Origin of the sequence: Cellulosimicrobium marinum (genome assembly GCF_020551945.1) — a bacterium.
GTDB lineage: Bacteria > Actinomycetota > Actinomycetes > Actinomycetales > Cellulomonadaceae > Cellulosimicrobium > Cellulosimicrobium marinum.
Map to the genome: position 1 here is coordinate 99,312 of NZ_JAJBZH010000001.1, position 16,926 is coordinate 116,237.

A 16,926-nucleotide genomic window follows, 5' to 3' on the forward strand; every position below is an offset into this window, starting at 1 on the left:
GTGCAGGGGTTGCTCGACGGGCCGCGACCCCACATGTGGGGTCTGGATCACGGTGGCGCCACCATATCTAGTTCCCGGGCGGTGCAAGGACGGATCGTCGGCGCGGCGGCGCGCTCGGGACGGTCGAGGTCGTCGGTCCCGGCCCGGCGGGACGAAGGGCCCGGGGCGGGCGGGACCTCCGGCGGGCCGGGGCCCACGGTCCCACGGCTAGCCTCGGGTGGTGTCCCGACGTCCGCCCGGCTGGGTGCCGAACCAGCACGGCGCGTGGCCGATGCTCCTCCTGCCGTTCGTGGTCGGGACGGCGCGCGGGATCCAGGACGCCGGCTTCCGACCGACGACCGTCGCGCTCGGCGCCCTGTGGCTCGTCGGCTACCTCGCCTACTTCGCGGCAGGGCTGTGGCTCAAGTCCCGCCGCCGGCCACGCTACCGACGCCCGATGCTCACCTACGGGGCGGTCACCGTCGCGCTCGGTGCCGTCGTGCTCGTCCTCGACCCGGCCCTCGCGCTCTGGGCGCCCGCGTTCCTCCCCTTCCTCGCCGTCGGCCTGTGGGCGTCCGCGCAGCGCACGGAACGGTCCGTGGCGGCAGGCGGCGCGCTGACGGTCGCCGCGTCGCTCATGACGGTCGTCGCGTACGTCGCGTGCCGTCCCGCGGGCGCGGCGGTCCTCGACGTCCCCGGCGTGCTCTGGCTCGTCGCCGCACTGCTCCTCGCGTACCTGTTCGGCACCGTGCTGTACGTCAAGACGATGATCCGCGAGCGCGGCGTGCGGTCGTACGTCGTCGGCTCGGTCGCCTTCCACGCGGGCGTCACGGTCGCGGCCGCAGCGCTCGCCGTCGTGCACGACCCGTCGTGGTGGTGGGCGACCGCGTTCCTCGCCGCGGCGACGGCGCGCGCCGCCGTCCTTCCGGGTCGCGCGCTGAGCCCGCGGGTCGTGGGGGCCGGCGAGATCGTCGCGACGGTCCTCCTGCTCGGGGTCGCGCTCGTCGTGCGGTAGCGCGCACCGCACGCGGTGGTTCACTGGGCGGGTGCCCGACGACGCGCCCCTCACCCTCGCCGACCTCACCGAGCGCGTCGAGGCGGTCTCGGCCCTGTACGCGCGCAAGTTCGCCGTCGAGCGCGACGCCGACTGGTTCATGCTCAAGCTCGCCGAGGAGGTCGGCGAGCTCACGCAGGCGTTCCTCGCCGCGACGGGCCGCTCCCGGCCCCGCGGGGACGGGCCGCGTGACGGTGCCGTGCCCGACGACGCGGGGTCGCCCCTCGCGGACGAGGTCGCCGACGTCCTCGCGCACCTGCTCCTGCTCGCACGATCCCAGGGCGTCGACGTCGACGCGGCCGTGCGGCGCAAGTGGCTCGCGTGGGAGGCAGAGCTCACCGGTCGATCGCCGCGGCGATGACGCGGGCGCTCGCGGCCGCACCGTCCTCGCGGGCGTAGTCGTCGCGGACACGGTCGGCCGCGGCGCGGAAGCGCGGCTCGGTGAGGAGGCGCGTCACGGCGTCGGGCAGGGCGGCCGTCCCGGCGTGCTTCGGGGAGAGCGCGAGGGCGTTGCCCTGCCGGACGCACACGTCGACGTTCCACACCTGTTCGGGCTGCAGGCCCATGCCGACGAACGGGACGCCCGTGGCGCACGCCGTCTGCACCGTGCCCTGGCCGCCGTGCAGCACCGCGGCGTCCACGAGCCCACCCAGGAGGTGCGCGGGCAGCAGGTCGGTGACGTGGACGTTCGGGGGCAGGGCGTCGCCGTCGCGCAGGTAGTGCGCGACGGGTGCGACGACGTGGACGGGGAGGCCGCCGAGCCGTCGCGCGGCGGCGAGCGCGAGGTCGCGGCTGGCCGACGACCCGAGGCCGAGGTAGACGAGCGGCTCGGGTCGAGCGGCCAGCTCGAGGACGACGTCGGGAAGCGGTGCGTCGAGGTGGGCGAAGACCGGTCCGACCCTCTCGTAGCCCGCGGGGAGGGCGTACCCCTCCAGCTCGGACGGCAGGACCGTGAGCAGGTTGTGGTCCGCCTCCAGCAGGGACACCACCGTCCGGAGCGGGGAGACGCCGTGCGCGCGGGCGACGGTGGCGAATGCGCGGGGCGCGAGAGGAGCGTGGTTGTAGGCCCACCGCAGGGCGGTCGTCGCGGCACGGTCGAGCACGCGCGCGGCGCGGCCGGTGCCGGTGACGAGGCCGAGGCGTGCCGTCTGCTCGACCTGGGGCCGCGTGAGGGCGAACGGGACGGGGTAGAAGAGCGGCACGCGCTCGGCACGTGCCGAGATCATGGACGTCGGGTTGGTGCCGATGACGACGGCTGCGGCCCCGACGTCACGGATCAGCGCGCGTTCGGCGTCGACTCGCGCCCCCACGAGCTCGACCGTGAACGGGTTGCGGAGCGTGCGGCCCTGGTCGAACCGCAGCGCGAGCGCCCGCTCCTCGGCCGTGAGTGCGGGGCGCTGGGGCCGGTAGTCGAACCCGGCCTCGACGACGAGATGGGCGAAGTCGTCCTCGTAGCCCATGAACACCGGGGTGTGCCGGGTGGGGAGGGCGTGCGCCACCTCGATCATGCGTGTCACCTCGGCGAGGTTGAACGTGATGGGGCAGAAGACGACGGTGGCCACGGCAGGTCCTCTCGGTCGGGGCCGTCGGGGCGCAAGGCTCTGCGCAGGACCGTACGCCACGACCGAGGCGGACGGGTTGACCTTGACGTAGCGTCAACTTCTAGCGTGGTTCTCGCTGTCGCACGGTGCGGCAGCGACGTCCGACCCCGCGAGGGAGGAGCACCCGTGGCGACGAGAGCACCGGCCGACTGGTCGGTCCAGGAGGTCGCCCGGCTGGCCGGCACGACGAGCCGCACGCTGCGTCACTACGACGCGATCGGGCTGCTCCCGCCGACCCGCGTCGCGTCGAACGGCTACCGCCACTACGACGCCGACGCGCTCGTGCGGCTCCAACGGATCCTGCTCCTGCGCGACCTCGGTCTCGGGCTCCCCGCGATCAAGGACGCACTCGACGGCCCGGGCGACCGGGCGGCGTCGGGCGCGGGGGAGCGAGGACCGCAGGTCGAGGCGCTGCGCGGCCACCTCGGGTGGCTGCGTGCCGAGCGGGAACGGCTGGCGCGGCAGATCGCGTCGGTCGAGCGGACGATCACCACGATGGAGGGAGGGGGCGAGCTCATGGCGGACGACATGTTCGACGGGTTCGACCACACGCAGTACAAGGACGAGGTCGAGGACCGCTGGGGCAAGGACGCGTACGCGCGCGGCGACGCGTGGTGGCGCGGCCTCACCGAGGCGCAGAAGAAGGAGTTCCAGGACGACGCCGCCCGGCTCGCCCAGGACTGGGCGTCGGCGGCCTCGGCGGGCCTGGACCCCGCCTCCGCGGAGGGGCAGGGGCTCGCGCGACGGCACGTCGAGTGGCTGGGCCGGGTCCCCGGGACGCCCGGGGCGGGTGCGGCTCCGGTGAAGGAGTACGTCGTGGGCCTCGGGGAGATGTACGTGGCCGACGAGCGGTTCGCGAGGAACTACGGCGGCGTGGAGGGCGCGACGTTCGTGCGCGACGCGCTGCGCGTCTACGCGGACCGCGAGCTCTGACCGGACGACGGCCCCGTGGCCCCTGCGGGGTCACGGGGCCGACGTGCGTCCGGACGCGTCCGTGGCGGCGCCGAGCAGTGCGGCGAGGGTGCGGACGGCGTCGTCGCGCGTGAGGCGCCCGGCGAGGACGGCGTCGCAGAGGCGGTCGGCTGCGCCGAGGAACGCGACGACGACGGGGAAGGCGGCGGGCTCGTCGAGCCCGAGGACCTCGGCGGCGACCTGGGCGTAGCGGTCGGCGGGGTCGACGCGGGGTGCGCCGTCGTCCCCGGCGGCGACGAGGGCCGCGCCGATCTCGTCGTGGAGCGCGCCGTCGTCGAGGCAGCAGTCGAGGTAGGCGGCGCTCAGCGCGTGGGCACGCTCGGCAGGGCCGGGTGTGGCGCCGTCAGGGCCGGGGGTCGCGAGCCGTGCGAGGACCTGCTCCTCCTGCGCGGTGCCGATCCGCGCGTGCATCGCGCGCAGCAGGCCGGTGAGGGTGCCGAAGTGCTGGTAGGCGACGGGCTTCGTCACGCCGCCGGCGGCTGCGACCCTCGCGAGAGTGAGGGAGCCGACGCCGTCGGCGCGGGCGAGGTCGACGGCGGTGGCCAGCAGGTCCTCGCGGCGCGCTGCCGCACTGACCCGGCGTCGCGGGGCGGTCGTGCTGTGCGCGGTCGTGTGCTCGGTCGTGTGCTCGGTCATGGGCACCTCCGCGCCGAGTGTAGGCTACCGGTCGTAACTTACGGTTGGTAACAAGGAGGTCGAGCATGGGTCGGGCACGCAGCGTGATGGTCGTCGGCGGCTACGGGGTGGTCGGGACGGCCCTGTGCCGCCTCCTCGCGGACCGGCACCCCGACGTCCGCGTCGTCGTCGCGGGCCGCCGCGTCGAGGTGGCCCGGGCGCTCGCCGACACCCTCCCCGGCGCGACCGCCGCCCACGTCGACCTCGACGCCCCCGACCCGCTCGCCGGCGTCGACGTGCTCCCCGACGCCGTCGTCGTCGCCGTCAACGACCACTCCGACCACCTCCTGGTCAGCGCCGCCCGCCGCGGCGTCGCCGTCGTCGACATCACCCGGTGGTGGGACCGCGTCGAGGACGCCCACCGGGCCCTCGCCGACGTCGACACCACCGCCCCCGTGGTGCTCTCCTCCGGGTGGATGGCGAGCACCGCGGCGCTCGTCGTCGCCGCGGCCCGCCAGGGGAAGGGCCCCGCGGCCCACGTCGACGTCGACGTCCTCCTCTCGACGCAGGACGCCGCCGGACCCGACTCCCTCACGTGGTTCGTCGACGTGCACGCCGCCTTCGCCGTGCGCGACCACGGGCGCGACCTGGTCGTCCGCGGCTCGACCTCACCGCGCACCGTCACGTTCCCGGGCGGGACGCGCGCCCGCACCCGCCGCCTGCGCAGCCCCGAGCACCGCACCCTCGTCGACTCCGGCCACGCCGACGGCGTCGCCGTCCGCATCGCGTTCGACGACCGCGTCGCCCAGACCGCCCTCACCGGCCTCGTGCGCAGCGGCCTCTGGGCGCGCCTGCCGCGCGCCACCCGGCTGCGCCTCCTGCGCGACCCGCGCGCCACCGGCACCCGACCCCACGAGATCGTCGTGACCGTCGAGGCGGACGACGTCGAGCGCCACCACGTCGTCGACCCGCAGGGGCAGGCCCACCTCACGGCGGCGGGCGCCGCCACCCAGGTCGAGCGCGTCCTCGGGCTCCGGGGCCGTCCCGTGCCCCCGCCGGGCATCTCCTACCCGGAGCAGGCGCCCGACCCCGAGCGCGACCTCGCGACCCTCGCCGACCTCGGCGTGCGCCTCGCCCGCGCCGTCCCGGAGCGACGCTCCCGCGCGCGATCCACCGCCTCTCACTAGCCTGAGAGGACGGCGGGCCGCCGTCCGCCACGAGGCAGCCGAGGGAGGCAGCCATGGGCACGCCGACGACGGCAGGGCAAGGTCAGCCAGGTCCCCGCACCGTCCGCACCGTCGCCCTCGTCGGGCACAGCGGCGCGGGCAAGACGACGCTCGCCGAGGCGTTCCTGCACCGGGCGGGCGCGATCCCCCGACCCGGGACCGTCGCCGACGGCACCACGGTGTGCGACCACGAGCCCGAGGAGGTCGCGCGCGGCATCTCCGTCGCGCTCGGGGTCGCGCACCTCGGCTGGACCGCGCCCGACGGCGAGACGTACCGCGTCACCCTCCTCGACACCCCCGGCGCGCCCGACTTCGTCGGCGGCGTCGACGCGGCGCTCGCCGTCGCGGACCTCGCGGTGGTGGTGGTGAGCGCCGTCGACGGGGTCCGCTCCGGGACGGAGGCGGTGTGGCGTGCGTGCGACGAGGTGGGGATCCCCCGCCTCGTCCTCGTCTCCCAGGAGGACCGCGCGCGGGCGAGCTTCCGCACCGTCCTCGACGAGCTCCGCGCCACGTTCGTGACCTCGTTCGTGCCGCTCGAGCTGCCCCTCGGCGAGGAGCAGTCCCTGCACGGCGTCGCCGACGTCCTCGCCGAGCGGGCGCGCGAGTACGACGGCGACGGTCGCGCCCACGACGAGGACGTCCCCGACGACGTACGCGCCGAGGAGCACGCCCTGCACGACGAGGTGGTCGAGGAGATCGTCACGCACGACGACGACCAGCTCGAGGCCTACCTCGCGGGCGACGAGCCGGGCGTCGCCGACCTCGAGCGCACCCTCGCCCAGGAGGTGCGCGACGGCGAGGCCGTCCCCGTCCTCCTCGCCTCCGCTCTCACCGGCGTCGGCGTCGACCGTGCGCTCGACCTCGTGTGCGAGCTCGGCCCGTCCCCCGTCGACCGGCCCGCCGTCGTGCTCCTGCCCGACGCCGCGGGGTCGCCCGACGCCGCGGGAGCCGGGCGGGCGACGTCGGACGTCGTGCCGGACCCCGCCGGGGACACCCTCGTGCACGTGTTCCGCACGGTCGTCGACCCGTTCGTGGGGCAGGTGTCGGTGTTCAAGGTGCTCTCCGGGACGGTGGCGAGCGGCGACCGCCTGGTCGACGTCGCGACCGGCGCGGAGGACCGCGTGCACGGGCTGTTCCGGCTGCGCGGGCGGGAGCACGTCGCCGTCGAGCGCGCCGGGGCGGGCGAGGTCGTCGCCGCGGCGAAGGTGTCGGTCGCGACGACCGGGAGCCTGCTCGCCTCGCGTCGTGTCCCCGTACGCGCCCGTCCGGTCCCCGCCCGCCCGCCGGTGTACGCGCACGCCCTGCGCCCCGTGTCCCAGCCCGACGACGACAAGCTGTCCGCCGCGCTCGCCCGCCTCGCCGCCGAGGACCCCACGCTGCACGTCGACCTCACCGGCACCCAGGCCGTGCTCGGCGGGCTCGGCGACACCCACCTCGCCGTCGCGCTCGAACGGCTCGAACGCACCTTCGGCGTGCACGTGACCACCGAGCCCGTGCAGGTCGCCTACCGGGAGACGATCGCGCGCGCGGTCGAGGCGGAGGGGCGGCTCAAGAAGCAGTCGGGCGGCCACGGGCAGTTCGCCGTCGTCCAGCTGCGCGTCTCGCCCCTGCCGCGCGGTGCCGGGTTCGAGTTCGCCAACGCCGTGGTCGGCGGGTCCGTGCCGCGCCAGTACCTCCCCGCGGTCGAGCGCGGCGTCGTCGAGGCCATGGCCGCGGGCGGCCCGCACGGGTACCTCGTCGTCGACCTGCGCGTCGAGGTGTACGACGGCAAGGCCCACTCCGTCGACTCGTCCGACATGGCGTTCCGCACCGCCGGCGCGACCGGGCTGCGCGAGGCGCTCGCCGCCGCCGGCACCGTCGTCCTCGAACCCGTCTCCGCCGTGTCCGTGACCGTGCCCTCCGACGCCCAGGGCGACGTCATGGGCGACCTGTCCGCCCGGCGCGGGCACATCACCGCCACCGGCTCGCTCGACGACGGCCGCGTCGTCGTCGAGGCGCTCGTCCCCGAGGCCGAGCTCGTCCGCTACGTCCTCGACCTGCGCTCCCTCACCGGCGGGCGCGGGTCGTTCACCGCCCGCCCCGACCGCTACGAGGTGCTGCCGGGTGGCTCGGGAGGCAGATGAGCCGCCCGTCCGGCCGGACCGAGCCGCGCGCTCCAGAACGGGTCAGATCGCCAGTCGGCGGGGATGCCCATACCGCGCAGCGGTACCTGCGGATGGCGGTCCAGGAGGGCGCTCAGTCGTTCCACCCACCTGGACCGGGGGGATACCACGGTCAGCACGCTCTGGAGCGACACCAGCACCGGGTACAGGCGTCTGCGCCGGTCCGACGCCGCGACGGCCCCGCGGTCGGAGACCCAGGCGACGGTCGACGACGTCGGGATCGCCGGATACACGCCGAGTCCCAGGTTCCACAGGCGGCCGTGGTGCGCGCAAACGTTGCGCACGCGCACGTACGTGCGGAGCCAGGAGGTCAGCAGGGGGCCCGTGAGCCCGAGCGGCCGAGCCACACGGGAGAGGTCGGAAGCCCGACGGAGGTTGCCGACGAGACCCGACAGCTGCCCGAGCGTCAGCATCTCGACCATCAACCAGGACGGAGGGAGCTCGGGTCGGCCGTAGGTCGGTGAGGTAGTGCTCCAGCGCCGACGCGTGGGCGAGCTCACCCGCCGGTACTTCCGGCGAGCCCGCGAGCCGGTCGGCACATGCCGTGCGCACCATCGACAGGAGTCCGGCGTGCCTGGCGGCGTCGCGGAAGTGCGTGCCGTCCTGATACCAGAACGGGCCGCCGTGATGGACAGACATGTGGTCGGTGACGCGAGAGCGGACGGACACCTCGACCCGTTCGAGAGCGTCCATGACGAGGAGGCGGAGCTCGCGGTCGAAGACGTAAAGGTCGAGCACCTGGTCGAAGGTCGTCCCGGCCCGCACGGACTCGACCGTGGGGCTCGTCCGGAACGGGATCAGGTAGGGCGAGAACCGGTAGTAGCCCACGTGGCGGAGGTAGCGTTCCGCGCGGTCCCTGTCCGGCACGGTCAGGCCACGATCGATCATCCGGTCCACCAGTGCGGCGTGCGTGAGCGCGGGTTCGCCGTAGGACAGAGGTCCTCGCGGTCGTAACTGACGTGCTGGCACCGTCGTCTCGCCCCCTGACAGAGAAAATCCCCCGGGTTGCGCATCGCGGAGAGGCGTGGGGGATCTAGTGGAGCCAGCCTAGTGGCAGCGCTCGTAGCAGGTCAACGACCGTCCGGGACGGGTGACGGCTCCCGGGTCAGCGGCGCGGCAGCACGATGGGGGCGCCGCCGCCGGGGTGCTCGATGACCTCGACGGGGTGGTCGTAGACCTCGCTGAGCAGGTCCTCGGTGAGCACGTCGCGCGGGCCGCCGTCGGCGACGACGCGACCGCCCGCGAGCACGGTGACCCGGTCCGCGTACGCCGCGGCGAGCGAGAGGTCGTGCACCACGACGACGACGGCGCCGCCCGCGGCGGCGTGCGCGTGGGCGAGCTGCAGCACCATCTCCTGGTGCTTGAGGTCGAGGGCCGCGGTGGGCTCGTCGAGCATGAGCAGCGTCGTGCGCTGGGCGAGGACGCGCGACAGCGCGACACGCGCCCGCTCGCCCCCGGAGAGCGACGTGAAGTGCCGTTCGGCGAGGTGCACGACGTCCGTCGCGGCGAGCGCGTCCGCGACGGCCTCGTCGTCGTCCTCCTCCAAGGGGGTGCCCCGCCACGGCGACCGTCCCATGCGGACGACGTCGACGGCGGTGAACGGGAAGCTCAGGGAGACCTGCTGGAGCAGGACGGCGCGGCGCATGGCGCGCTCGGTGGGCGTCCAGGCGCGCAGGGGGCGGCCGTGCACGACGACGTCCCCCGCCTCCGGGGACAGGTCGCCCGTGAGGACGCCGAGCAGGGAGGACTTCCCGGCGCCGTTGGGGCCGAGCAGCGCCCGGACCTCTCCGGCGCGCACGTCGACGGAGACGTCGCGCAGGATCGGCGCGCCGCCGAGGGTGAGGGAGACGCCGTGCGCGGCGGTGACCACCTCGCCGGGTGCGACGGGCCCGGGGCGGTGGGCGCGGCGTCGGGCACCGGTGACGGCGGTGCGCAGCGAACCGAGGAACGAGGCGCCCTCGTGGCGCAGGTCGCTCATGCCCAGCCTCCCTGGCGCGAGCGCGTGCGGCGCAGTAGGTAGAAGAAGAACGGGCCGCCGACGAGCGACGTGATCATGCCGAGGGGGAGCTCGACGTTCGCGACGACGCTGCGCGCGAGGAGGTCCGCGGCGAGCAGCACGACCGCCCCGCCGAGCACCGACGCGGGGATGAGGGTGCGGTGGCTGGGCCCGCACACCATGCGCACGAGGTGCGGCACGACGAGACCCACGAACGCGATGATGCCGGTGAAGGCGACCCCCGCGGACACGAGCAGCGCGACGAGCACGATGACGAGCTGGCGCAACCGTTCGACGTCGACCCCGAGGTGGTGCGCGGCGCGCTCCCCGAGCGCGAGCAGGTCCATCTTGCGGCGCACGAGCATCGCCCCGACGACGCCGACGACGGCGACCGGCAGCACCACCGCGACGGACCGCCACGTCGCACCGCCGAGGGAGCCGAGCTGCCAGAAGACGATCTGCTCGCGCGCGGCCGGGTCGGCGACGAACGTGAAGAACGCGAGCAGGCCGCCCGCGAACGCGTTCACGGCGATGCCGGTGAGCACGAGCGTGACGACCTCCGTGCGGCCACCGGCCCGTGCGAGGGCGTAGACGACGAACGTCGTGACGAGGCCCCCGACGAACGCGGCCGCCGCGACCCACGTGCCCGGCACGAGCGCGCCCGCCGTGACGATGACCGCGCACGCGCCCACGGCCGCGCCCGACGAGACGCCGATGACGCCCGGCTCGGCGAGCGGGTTGCCGAACACGCCCTGCATGAGCGCGCCCGAGCACGCGAGCGCCGCCCCCACGACGATCGCGAGCACGACGCGCGGGAACCGCACGACCCACAGCGCGTTCTCGCCCTGCGGGTGCGACGGCATCGGCCCCCAGTCGAGCCCCACGTGGTGCGCGAGCGACCCGAGGACCTCCGCGGGCGACACGGGCACCTGCCCCGTCATCCCCGAGACGACGGTGAGCACGGCGAGCGCCACGCCGAGCCCGATCATGAGCCAGCGCGCCGCGCGACGGCGCTGCCGCCCGACGTCGGGCACGACGCGAGCGAGGGGCGCGGTCACGACGCCGGCAGCTCGGGGGCCGGGACGCCGTAGAACGCCTCGACGAGCGACGCGAGGGTCGCGCCCGTGCGCGGGCCGAACGTCAGCAGTCGCGAGCCGTCCATGTCGACGACGCGCTGCGCCTCGCCCGCGGGGGTCTGCGCGAGCCCGGGGATCGCCATCATCGCGTCGAGCCCGCCCATGGACTCCAGCCCGTCGGTCATCACGAGGTACGCGTCCGGCGCGGCGGCGATGATCGCCTCGCTCGTCACCGGGGCGTACTCCTGCGTGAGGCCGATCGCCGTGCCCGCGTCCTCGCCGCCGATCGCGCGGACCAGGTCGTCGGCGCCCGACCCCGGCCCGAACAGCATCTTGATGTTCGCGCCGCGCAGGTAGAGGAACGCGACGCGGGGGTCGCCCGTGTCCGTCGGGACGGCGTCGAGCGCCGCGCAGATCTGCCGGTCCGTGCGCTCGACGAGCGCCTCGCCCTCCGCCGGGACGCCCAGGGCCGTCGCGACCGCGCGGATGCGGTCGTCCACCCCGTCGAGCGTCCGCGCGTCGTCGAAGTACACGACCGGGACGCCCGACTGCTCGAGCTGCGAGCGCACGTCGTCCGTGAGGATCGTCGCGTCCGTGAGGATGACCGACGGGTCGAGCCCGAGGATCGCCTCGACGTCGAGCGCGTGCCCGGCGCCCGTGACGACCGGGACGTCCGCCGCCTCCGGGAACCCGGTGGGCAGGTCGCGGCCGACGACGTTGTCGCCGAGGCCCAGGCTGTACACGATCTCGCCCAGCGTGCCGTACAGGTCGACCGGGATGATGCGGCTCACGTCCGCGACCTCGACCGTGCGGCCGTCGACCGACTCCACGGTCACGGGGAGCTGCGGGGCCGGCGCGTCGGCGACGGGGTCGATCGCCTCGTCGGCGAACGTCGCCGTGGACGGGCCCGTGGGGAACGCCGCCGGGTCGACGTCCGAGCCGCCGCCCGCCGCGCGCGACTCCTCGAGCGTCGTGCAGGCGGGCGCGGCGTCGGGCGTCTGTCCGGTGGGCGTCTCGGTGGGGGCCGCGGTCGCGGGCTCCGCGGCCTCGGTGGTGGTCTCCGGCGTCGCGGGCGGCTCGTAGGGGAGCGGCGTGCACGCCGCCACGACCCCGAGCACGACGACGGCGCCCAGCCCGGTCAGCGTCCTCGCCGTGCGGCGTGCGGCCCGGGCGGACCGCGTCGGCCGGCTCGGGGCGCTCGGCCGGGTCGGCGACGTGCCGGTGGGGGACGTTCCGGTCGACGTGCCGTGGCTCGGCACGGCGCGGGCAGGGTGCGGCATGGGGAGTTCTCCAGGGAGCGGTGCGCGGGGAGGGCGACCGGCGGGGTCTTGCCCGACCCGGATAAGACGAGCCTAACCTGACTTGAGCCCCGGGTGGACCGTCCTCGGTGTTGCCCGGGTCACCCGCCGCCTGCCGCGAAGGAGTGCCTCGGTTCTACGTCGTGTGACCTCGGTACTACCTCGGGGGACCCTGGTACTACCTCGGGGGACCCTGGTACTACCTCGGGGACCCTGGTACTACGTCGCGGTCAGCAGTGGGCGGCGCCGAGGTCGGCGAAGAGGTCGCTGTTGAGGCGGAACGCGTGCTTGGCCTCGGCGACCGTGAGGTCGAGCTGCTCCGGCGTCAGGGTGAGCGCGTCGAGGCGCTCGCGGTAGACGTCCTTGAACGGCTTCGACTTGCGGATCTCGACGAACGTGTAGAACGCGAGGCCGTCCCCGGTCAGCCCGTAGTGGCGCTCGAGCATGCGCTTGATGATCTGGCCGCCGGAGAGGTCGCCGAGGTACCGGGTGTAGGCGTGCGCGGCGTAGGCGGGCAGCGAGTCGCCGACCTCGCGGAGCCGGGCGACGTACCGCTCGGTCGCGGGGTGGATGGTCACGCGCTCGGCCCAGTCCGGACCGACGAGGAACGTGAGGTCCTTCTCGATCTCGGGGGTGCGGGTGAGCTCGTCGAACACGAGCGTCGCGCCCTGCGCGTCGGTGCGGATCGCGGCGCTCGCGTCCTCGAGCGCGCCGTAGACGGCCCACTGCTGGGCGGCGAGGTCGGCGTAGGCGGCGAGGTCGAGCTGCCCCGACATGAGCCTCTCGACGAAGCCCGAGCTCTCGGCCTGCTCGTGCTCGGGCCGCGTGCCCTCGCGCAGGCGCTGCGAGAGGGGCGTGGTCTGGTCGGTGGTGCCGCGGTCGTGCGTCAGGGCGGTCACGGGGGCTCCTGCGGGGTGGGTCGGGTCGCGAGACGTCGTCCTGACACGATGTCATGACGATGCGTCAGGACTGTACCCCAGTGAGTGAGGTTTACCTATCTTTCCGAGCGGGGGGGACGTCTCCGGGTCCCGCGGAGGTGTCGGGCTCCGGGCCGACCTCCTCCGGGTTGGGCAGCCGCGCGAGGAACCGGAACCCGACGAGCCCCACGACCACCGCCACACCGCCGCCCACGACCAGCGGCGTGGTGAGGTCCACGCGCGCCAGCAGGCCGCCGAGGAACGCCCCGAGCGGCATGACGCCCCACAGCAGGGTCCGCCACGTCCCGTGGACGCGTCCGAGCAGCCGGCTCGGGATGACGGCCTGCCGCAGGGACATGACGTGGATGTTCCACACGGTGGTGCCGCCGAACGAGAGGGCGAGCAGCACCGCGGCGACGGGGACGACCGGCACGAGCCCCATGACGACGAGCGCCGTCGGCGTCGCGAGGTTCGCGACGGCCATGACCGGCCCGGAGCGGAACCGGTCCTTGAGGGGTGTCGCGACGGCGGCGCCCAGCAGCGAGCCGAGGGCACCGACGAGCATGAACGCCCCGAACCACCCCTCCGGCACGCCGAGCCGGTCGAGGACGAACAGCACGAGGGTCGCCGTCGCGGCGGAGAAGCAGAGCCCGACGACGGTCGAGAGCAGCCACAGCGGCCGCAGCACGGGGTGCGCCCAGATGTACCGGACGCCGTCGGCGACCTGGCGGTGCCAGGGCGCCCGGGCGTCGTCGGGCGGGCCGGTGCGGTGCTCGCCCGCCGCGGCGGCGGGCAGGAAGAACGCGAGGACGAACGCGGCCGCGTACGCGGCGGCTCCGACGCCGAGCGGGATGACGACGGCGACGGCGAAGAGCGCCGAGGTGAGCGGTGCGCTGAGGAAGTTCTGCACGGTGACCTCGCCCGCCTCGATGCGCGAGTTCGCGCGCGGGAGGTCGGCGGGGCGCACGATCGACGGCACGACCGCGCGGATCGCGCCGTCGTACACGGTCTCGAAGGCGCCGTGGAGGAACACGACGGCGTACAGCGACCAGATCGTCAGGGTGTCGGTCCACGCGAGGGCGACGAGGCCCAGCGCGACGACGGTCCGCACCCCGTTGGCGAGCGCGAGCGCGTGCCGCCGGTCGACCCGGTCGAGGAGGATCCCGGCGGGGATGGCGAAGAACAGCCACGGCAGGAGCGCGACGGCGGCGATGCCGGACACGAGGACGGGGTCGTCGGTGAGGCGCACGGCGAGCAGGGGTGCGGCGACGCGCGCGACGCCGTCGCCGAGGCTGGAGCTGAGGTTGGCCGTGAAGACGTTGGTGAACGCCGGGCCGAGCGGCGTGCGGGGCAGCCGCGGCGCCCGGTCGCGGCGTCGGGGGGACATGCGACCGAGACTACGAGACGGTTGCCCCGGTCAGCGGCGCGGGAGGGCGGGTGCGTCGAGGTCGGCGCCGACCGCGCGGAGCACGAACGCCTCCGTCGCGGCGACGGCCTGCTCGCGGGCGGCGGGGTCGTCGGGCATGAGGCGCCCGGACAGGCACGCGTTGACGAGCTGGACGGTCGTGTCGATGTCCTGCGCGGGGAACTCCCCGGCCTCGATGCCGGACCGCACGATCCGGCGCAGGATCGCCTCGACGAGCTCGGCGTGCTCGCGCAGGCGCTGTCGCGTGGTCCGGGAGAGGACCGTGCGCAGGTCCGGGCCGGGGGCGAGGTGGAACACGCGCGTGAGCTGCGCCTGCTGGCGGATGTACGTGCGCAGCTGTGCCACGGGGTCGTCGACGTCGTCGAGGGCCCGTTCGAGGGTGCTCACGTACTGCTCGGTCTCGTGCGTGATGAACCCGAGGAGCAGTGCTTCCTTGTCGGGGAAGTGGTTGTACACGGCCGTGCGTCCCACGCCGGCGGCGGCGGCGATGTCGGCGAGGGAGATGGCGTCGAACCCGCGGTCCATCATGAGGGTCGAGAGCGCGGCGAACAGCTTCTGCCGGGTCTGTGCGCGGTGCTCGTGGAGGGACCCTCCGATGATCTTGGGCATGCTGACACCCTAGGGAGGTCGTGTCAGAACGCCAAACGGGGCGGTCCGGGACGTGTCGCGACCGGGCGTTCTGGCACACTCCCGCCATGGACCCCCGCGCGCCCCGGGCCGACGAGCCTGCCTACCCCGACTACCCCGCCGTCCCCGCCGACACCAAGGACTGGACCTGGGTCCTCGACCGCCCCTGCCCCGAGTGCGGCTTCGTCGCCGGCACGGTCGAGCCCGACGCCGTCGGCCCCGCCGTGCGCGACGCGATCCCCCGGTACGTCGCAGTCCTCGGGCGCGCCGACGCCCGCACCCGGCCCGCCCCCACGACCTGGTCGCCGCTCGAGTACGGCGCCCACGTGCGCGACGTCTTCTCCGTCTTCGACGTGCGCCTCCAGTCGATGGTCGAGGGCGACGACCCGCTCTTCGCGAACTGGGACCAGGACGCGACGGCGCTCGCCGAGGACTACGCGCACCAGGACCCGGCCGTCGTCGCGCGCGAGCTCGAGATCGCGGGGGAGCGCGTCGCCGGGCGCTTCGACGCCCTCGCCCCCGACACGTGGGACCGCCCGGGGCGTCGGTCCAACGGGTCCGTCTTCACCGTCCGCACGCTCGGGCAGTACTTCCTGCACGACGTCGTGCACCACCTGCGCGACGTCGACGCCCCGTGAGCCGGGCCGATCGACCCCGGCGCGTCACACCCGCGTAACATCCACGCATTCCGGGCGGTCTACCGTCCGGGCATGGACGCCGCCGTCGTCGCCGGACTCGTGCCCGAGGCGCACGCCGGCGCTCACCTCCTCGCCCTCCCGCGCTCGCGCGCGACCGCCCGCGTGCCGCTCGACGCCCTCGCGCGCGCCTGGTTCCCCGACGCCGCCTGGACGACGGCACCCGGCGGGGGCGGGCCCGCTCGGCCCATGGCGGGGGCCCGGTTCCGGGGCGTCGTGCCCGACGACGCGGTGCGGCCCGGGGAGCTGCACCTCGCCGAGGGAGTGCGCGCCGTCGGGCCCTTCCCGCTCAGCGGCCCGCAGACGCAGGCGCTCGACCTCGCGAGCGGCGCGGCCGAGGCCTTCGCGCTCGTCCTCGACGCCCCGGCGCCGCGCGGCGCCCCCACGGCCGTCCCCGACGACCGGGACGGCCTGGCGCGTGCGTTCGCGGGCGGGCTGCCCACCGGCGCCGAGCTGCAGACGGTGGCGTGGGCGGTCGCCGCCGCCCGCCGCACCGGCGGCGCGGTGGTCGTGGACGGCACCACCGTCCTCACGCCCGACCCGACCTCCGGCGTCGACCTCGTCCTCTTCACCGCGCAGGTGCTCACGCCGGAGGAGGGGCTCGGGGTGCTGCGCACGGTCGTCCCGTCCGCGGTCGTGACCGAGCACCACCCCCGGCACGACGGGCCGGCGGCGTTCGCGGCGTCGGGCGACACGCCGTACGACGGCGCGGTCCGGCTCGCCATGCAGCGCGTCCCCGAGGTGCCGCTCGCGCTCGGCGGGCTCGACTGGCGGGAGTACGGCCCGTACGCGTACCGGCTGTCCTGGGGACCGGCGGACCCGTACGAGCTCGAGCTCGAACGACCGTCGGGCCTGCACGTCATCGCCCGGGGTCGTGCACGTGTCCTCGTGGCCCGGCTCGCGGCGGTGCTGCACGGTCGTGTCGGCGGGACGCTCGTCGACGACGGCGGGTTCGTCGTGCGCGACCTCGACCTCGACGAGCGGCTCACGCCCGCGACGGCTCCGACGACGCACTTCTGGGTCTGACGGTCCGGTCCGTCCCGTCGCCGCCTCCCGGGTGAACCCCCGGCGTCGGGGGTGACAGCCAGGTTTCCTGTCCACAGAATTCGTCCACAGGGCTGTGGGCGGTGTGGGCATCCCGGGCCAGACGCTGTGGACGAACCTGTGGTCAGAGAACCCCTCGAAATGACACCGGTGGGAACCCTTGCCCCGGCCCCCGTCCGGGGACTACAAACGTGCGTATCGGCCCGCACGGGCGCACGTGGACGACGAGGTTCCGGCA

General features: G+C 75.0%; 16 protein-coding genes and 1 pseudogene. 7 read left to right on the plus strand and 10 right to left on the minus strand.

All coding sequences use genetic code 11. The features are described 5' to 3' along the window. The first annotated feature begins 220 nt into the window (after window positions 1–220). Both LGQ04_RS00445 and LGQ04_RS00450 read left to right on the plus strand, forming a co-directional pair. Window positions 221–994, plus strand: a complete 774-nt coding sequence (locus LGQ04_RS00445) for a YwiC-like family protein (RefSeq protein WP_229241518.1) — start codon at window positions 221–223, stop codon at window positions 992–994. A 31-nt stretch (window positions 995–1,025) separates the two neighbouring features. After that, window positions 1,026–1,394, plus strand: coding sequence for a pyrophosphohydrolase domain-containing protein (locus LGQ04_RS00450; RefSeq protein WP_229241519.1), 369 nt, complete (start codon window positions 1,026–1,028; stop codon window positions 1,392–1,394). On the opposite strand, the gene LGQ04_RS00455 is transcribed toward LGQ04_RS00450, so the two are convergent. After that, on the minus strand, window positions 1,369–2,595 hold the full coding sequence (locus LGQ04_RS00455; RefSeq protein ID WP_229241520.1) for a glycosyltransferase: 1,227 nt from the start codon (window positions 2,593–2,595) through the stop codon (window positions 1,369–1,371). The genes LGQ04_RS00450 and LGQ04_RS00455 overlap by 26 nt on opposite strands. A gap of 165 nt (window positions 2,596–2,760) precedes the next feature. On the opposite strand from LGQ04_RS00455, the gene LGQ04_RS00460 reads away from it, so the two are divergent. Then, window positions 2,761–3,567: a MerR family transcriptional regulator gene (locus tag LGQ04_RS00460; protein WP_229241521.1), complete on the plus strand. Its 807-nt coding sequence runs from the start codon at window positions 2,761–2,763 to the stop codon at window positions 3,565–3,567. Window positions 3,568–3,597: 30 nt separating this feature from the next. Here LGQ04_RS00460 and LGQ04_RS00465 read toward each other — a convergent pair whose 3' ends face one another. Then, entirely contained in the window at window positions 3,598–4,242 is a 645-nt protein-coding gene (locus tag LGQ04_RS00465; protein WP_229241522.1) for a TetR/AcrR family transcriptional regulator, read from the minus strand. A gap of 65 nt (window positions 4,243–4,307) precedes the next feature. Here LGQ04_RS00465 and LGQ04_RS00470 point away from each other — a divergent pair, with 65 nt between their 5' ends. Together LGQ04_RS00470 and LGQ04_RS00475 are read left to right on the plus strand one after the other, a co-directional pair. Beyond that, window positions 4,308–5,408, plus strand: coding sequence for a saccharopine dehydrogenase NADP-binding domain-containing protein (locus LGQ04_RS00470; protein WP_229241523.1), 1,101 nt, complete (start codon window positions 4,308–4,310; stop codon window positions 5,406–5,408). A gap of 53 nt (window positions 5,409–5,461) precedes the next feature. After that, window positions 5,462–7,570 carry an elongation factor G gene (locus tag LGQ04_RS00475; RefSeq protein ID WP_229241524.1) on the plus strand — a complete coding sequence of 703 codons (2,109 nt, stop codon included), beginning with the start codon at window positions 5,462–5,464 and terminating at the stop codon, window positions 7,568–7,570. Here the strand turns inward: LGQ04_RS00475 and LGQ04_RS17230 are convergent. From LGQ04_RS17230 to LGQ04_RS00510, 8 genes and pseudogenes are all read right to left on the minus strand, one after another. Further along, window positions 7,534–8,031 carry an Abi family protein gene (locus LGQ04_RS17230; protein WP_267493942.1) on the minus strand — a complete coding sequence of 166 codons (498 nt, stop codon included), beginning with the start codon at window positions 8,029–8,031 and terminating at the stop codon, window positions 7,534–7,536. The two genes, LGQ04_RS00475 and LGQ04_RS17230, sit on opposite strands and share 37 nt — an antisense overlap. Window positions 8,032–8,242: 211 nt before the next feature. Next, window positions 8,243–8,497, minus strand: a pseudogene (locus LGQ04_RS17235) (Abi family protein); the annotation flags it as partial. A 217-nt stretch (window positions 8,498–8,714) separates the two neighbouring features. Next, window positions 8,715–9,587 carry a heme ABC transporter ATP-binding protein gene (locus tag LGQ04_RS00485; RefSeq protein ID WP_229241525.1) on the minus strand — a complete coding sequence of 291 codons (873 nt, stop codon included), beginning with the start codon at window positions 9,585–9,587 and terminating at the stop codon, window positions 8,715–8,717. After that, on the minus strand, window positions 9,584–10,594 hold the full coding sequence (locus LGQ04_RS00490) for a FecCD family ABC transporter permease (RefSeq protein ID WP_229242349.1): 1,011 nt from the start codon (window positions 10,592–10,594) through the stop codon (window positions 9,584–9,586). Before LGQ04_RS00490 ends, LGQ04_RS00485 begins: the two co-directional genes overlap by 4 nt. 65 nt (window positions 10,595–10,659) lie before the next feature. Next, complete coding sequence (locus tag LGQ04_RS00495) at window positions 10,660–11,961, minus strand: heme/hemin ABC transporter substrate-binding protein (RefSeq protein ID WP_229241526.1); 1,302 nt, start codon at window positions 11,959–11,961, stop codon at window positions 10,660–10,662. A gap of 248 nt (window positions 11,962–12,209) precedes the next feature. Then, window positions 12,210–12,878 (minus strand): biliverdin-producing heme oxygenase, encoded by a 669-nt coding sequence (locus LGQ04_RS00500; RefSeq protein ID WP_229241527.1) that lies wholly within the window; start codon window positions 12,876–12,878, stop codon window positions 12,210–12,212. A 91-nt stretch (window positions 12,879–12,969) separates the two neighbouring features. Continuing rightward, window positions 12,970–14,283 (minus strand): MFS transporter, encoded by a 1,314-nt coding sequence (locus LGQ04_RS00505; RefSeq protein WP_229241528.1) that lies wholly within the window; start codon window positions 14,281–14,283, stop codon window positions 12,970–12,972. A gap of 30 nt (window positions 14,284–14,313) precedes the next feature. Continuing rightward, on the minus strand, window positions 14,314–14,931 hold the full coding sequence (locus LGQ04_RS00510) for a TetR/AcrR family transcriptional regulator (protein ID WP_229241529.1): 618 nt from the start codon (window positions 14,929–14,931) through the stop codon (window positions 14,314–14,316). Between the two features lie 86 nt (window positions 14,932–15,017). On the opposite strand from LGQ04_RS00510, the gene LGQ04_RS00515 reads away from it, so the two are divergent. After that, a complete protein-coding gene (locus LGQ04_RS00515; protein ID WP_229241530.1) occupies window positions 15,018–15,587 on the plus strand; it encodes a DinB family protein in 570 nt (189 codons plus the stop codon). Between the two features lie 72 nt (window positions 15,588–15,659). Beyond that, window positions 15,660–16,670, plus strand: a complete 1,011-nt coding sequence (locus tag LGQ04_RS00520) for a hypothetical protein (RefSeq protein WP_229241531.1) — start codon at window positions 15,660–15,662, stop codon at window positions 16,668–16,670. The last annotated feature ends 256 nt before the right edge of the window (window positions 16,671–16,926 follow it).

Coding starts and splice junctions, on each gene's coding strand:
- LGQ04_RS00520 (WP_229241531.1), top strand. CDS start 15,660: ATGGACGCCGCCGTCGTCGCCGGACTCGTGCCCGAGGCGCACGCCGGC.
- LGQ04_RS00475 (WP_229241524.1), top strand. CDS start 5,462: ATGGGCACGCCGACGACGGCAGGGCAAGGTCAGCCAGGTCCCCGCACC.
- LGQ04_RS00470 (WP_229241523.1), top strand. CDS start 4,308: ATGGGTCGGGCACGCAGCGTGATGGTCGTCGGCGGCTACGGGGTGGTC.
- LGQ04_RS00505 (WP_229241528.1), bottom strand. CDS start 14,283: ATGTCCCCCCGACGCCGCGACCGGGCGCCGCGGCTGCCCCGCACGCCG.
- LGQ04_RS00515 (WP_229241530.1), top strand. CDS start 15,018: ATGGACCCCCGCGCGCCCCGGGCCGACGAGCCTGCCTACCCCGACTAC.
- LGQ04_RS17230 (WP_267493942.1), bottom strand. CDS start 8,031: ATGGTCGAGATGCTGACGCTCGGGCAGCTGTCGGGTCTCGTCGGCAAC.
- LGQ04_RS00490 (WP_229242349.1), bottom strand. CDS start 10,594: ATGATCGGGCTCGGCGTGGCGCTCGCCGTGCTCACCGTCGTCTCGGGG.
- LGQ04_RS00495 (WP_229241526.1), bottom strand. CDS start 11,961: ATGCCGCACCCTGCCCGCGCCGTGCCGAGCCACGGCACGTCGACCGGA.
- LGQ04_RS00465 (WP_229241522.1), bottom strand. CDS start 4,242: ATGACCGAGCACACGACCGAGCACACGACCGCGCACAGCACGACCGCC.
- LGQ04_RS00485 (WP_229241525.1), bottom strand. CDS start 9,587: ATGAGCGACCTGCGCCACGAGGGCGCCTCGTTCCTCGGTTCGCTGCGC.
- LGQ04_RS00510 (WP_229241529.1), bottom strand. CDS start 14,931: ATGCCCAAGATCATCGGAGGGTCCCTCCACGAGCACCGCGCACAGACC.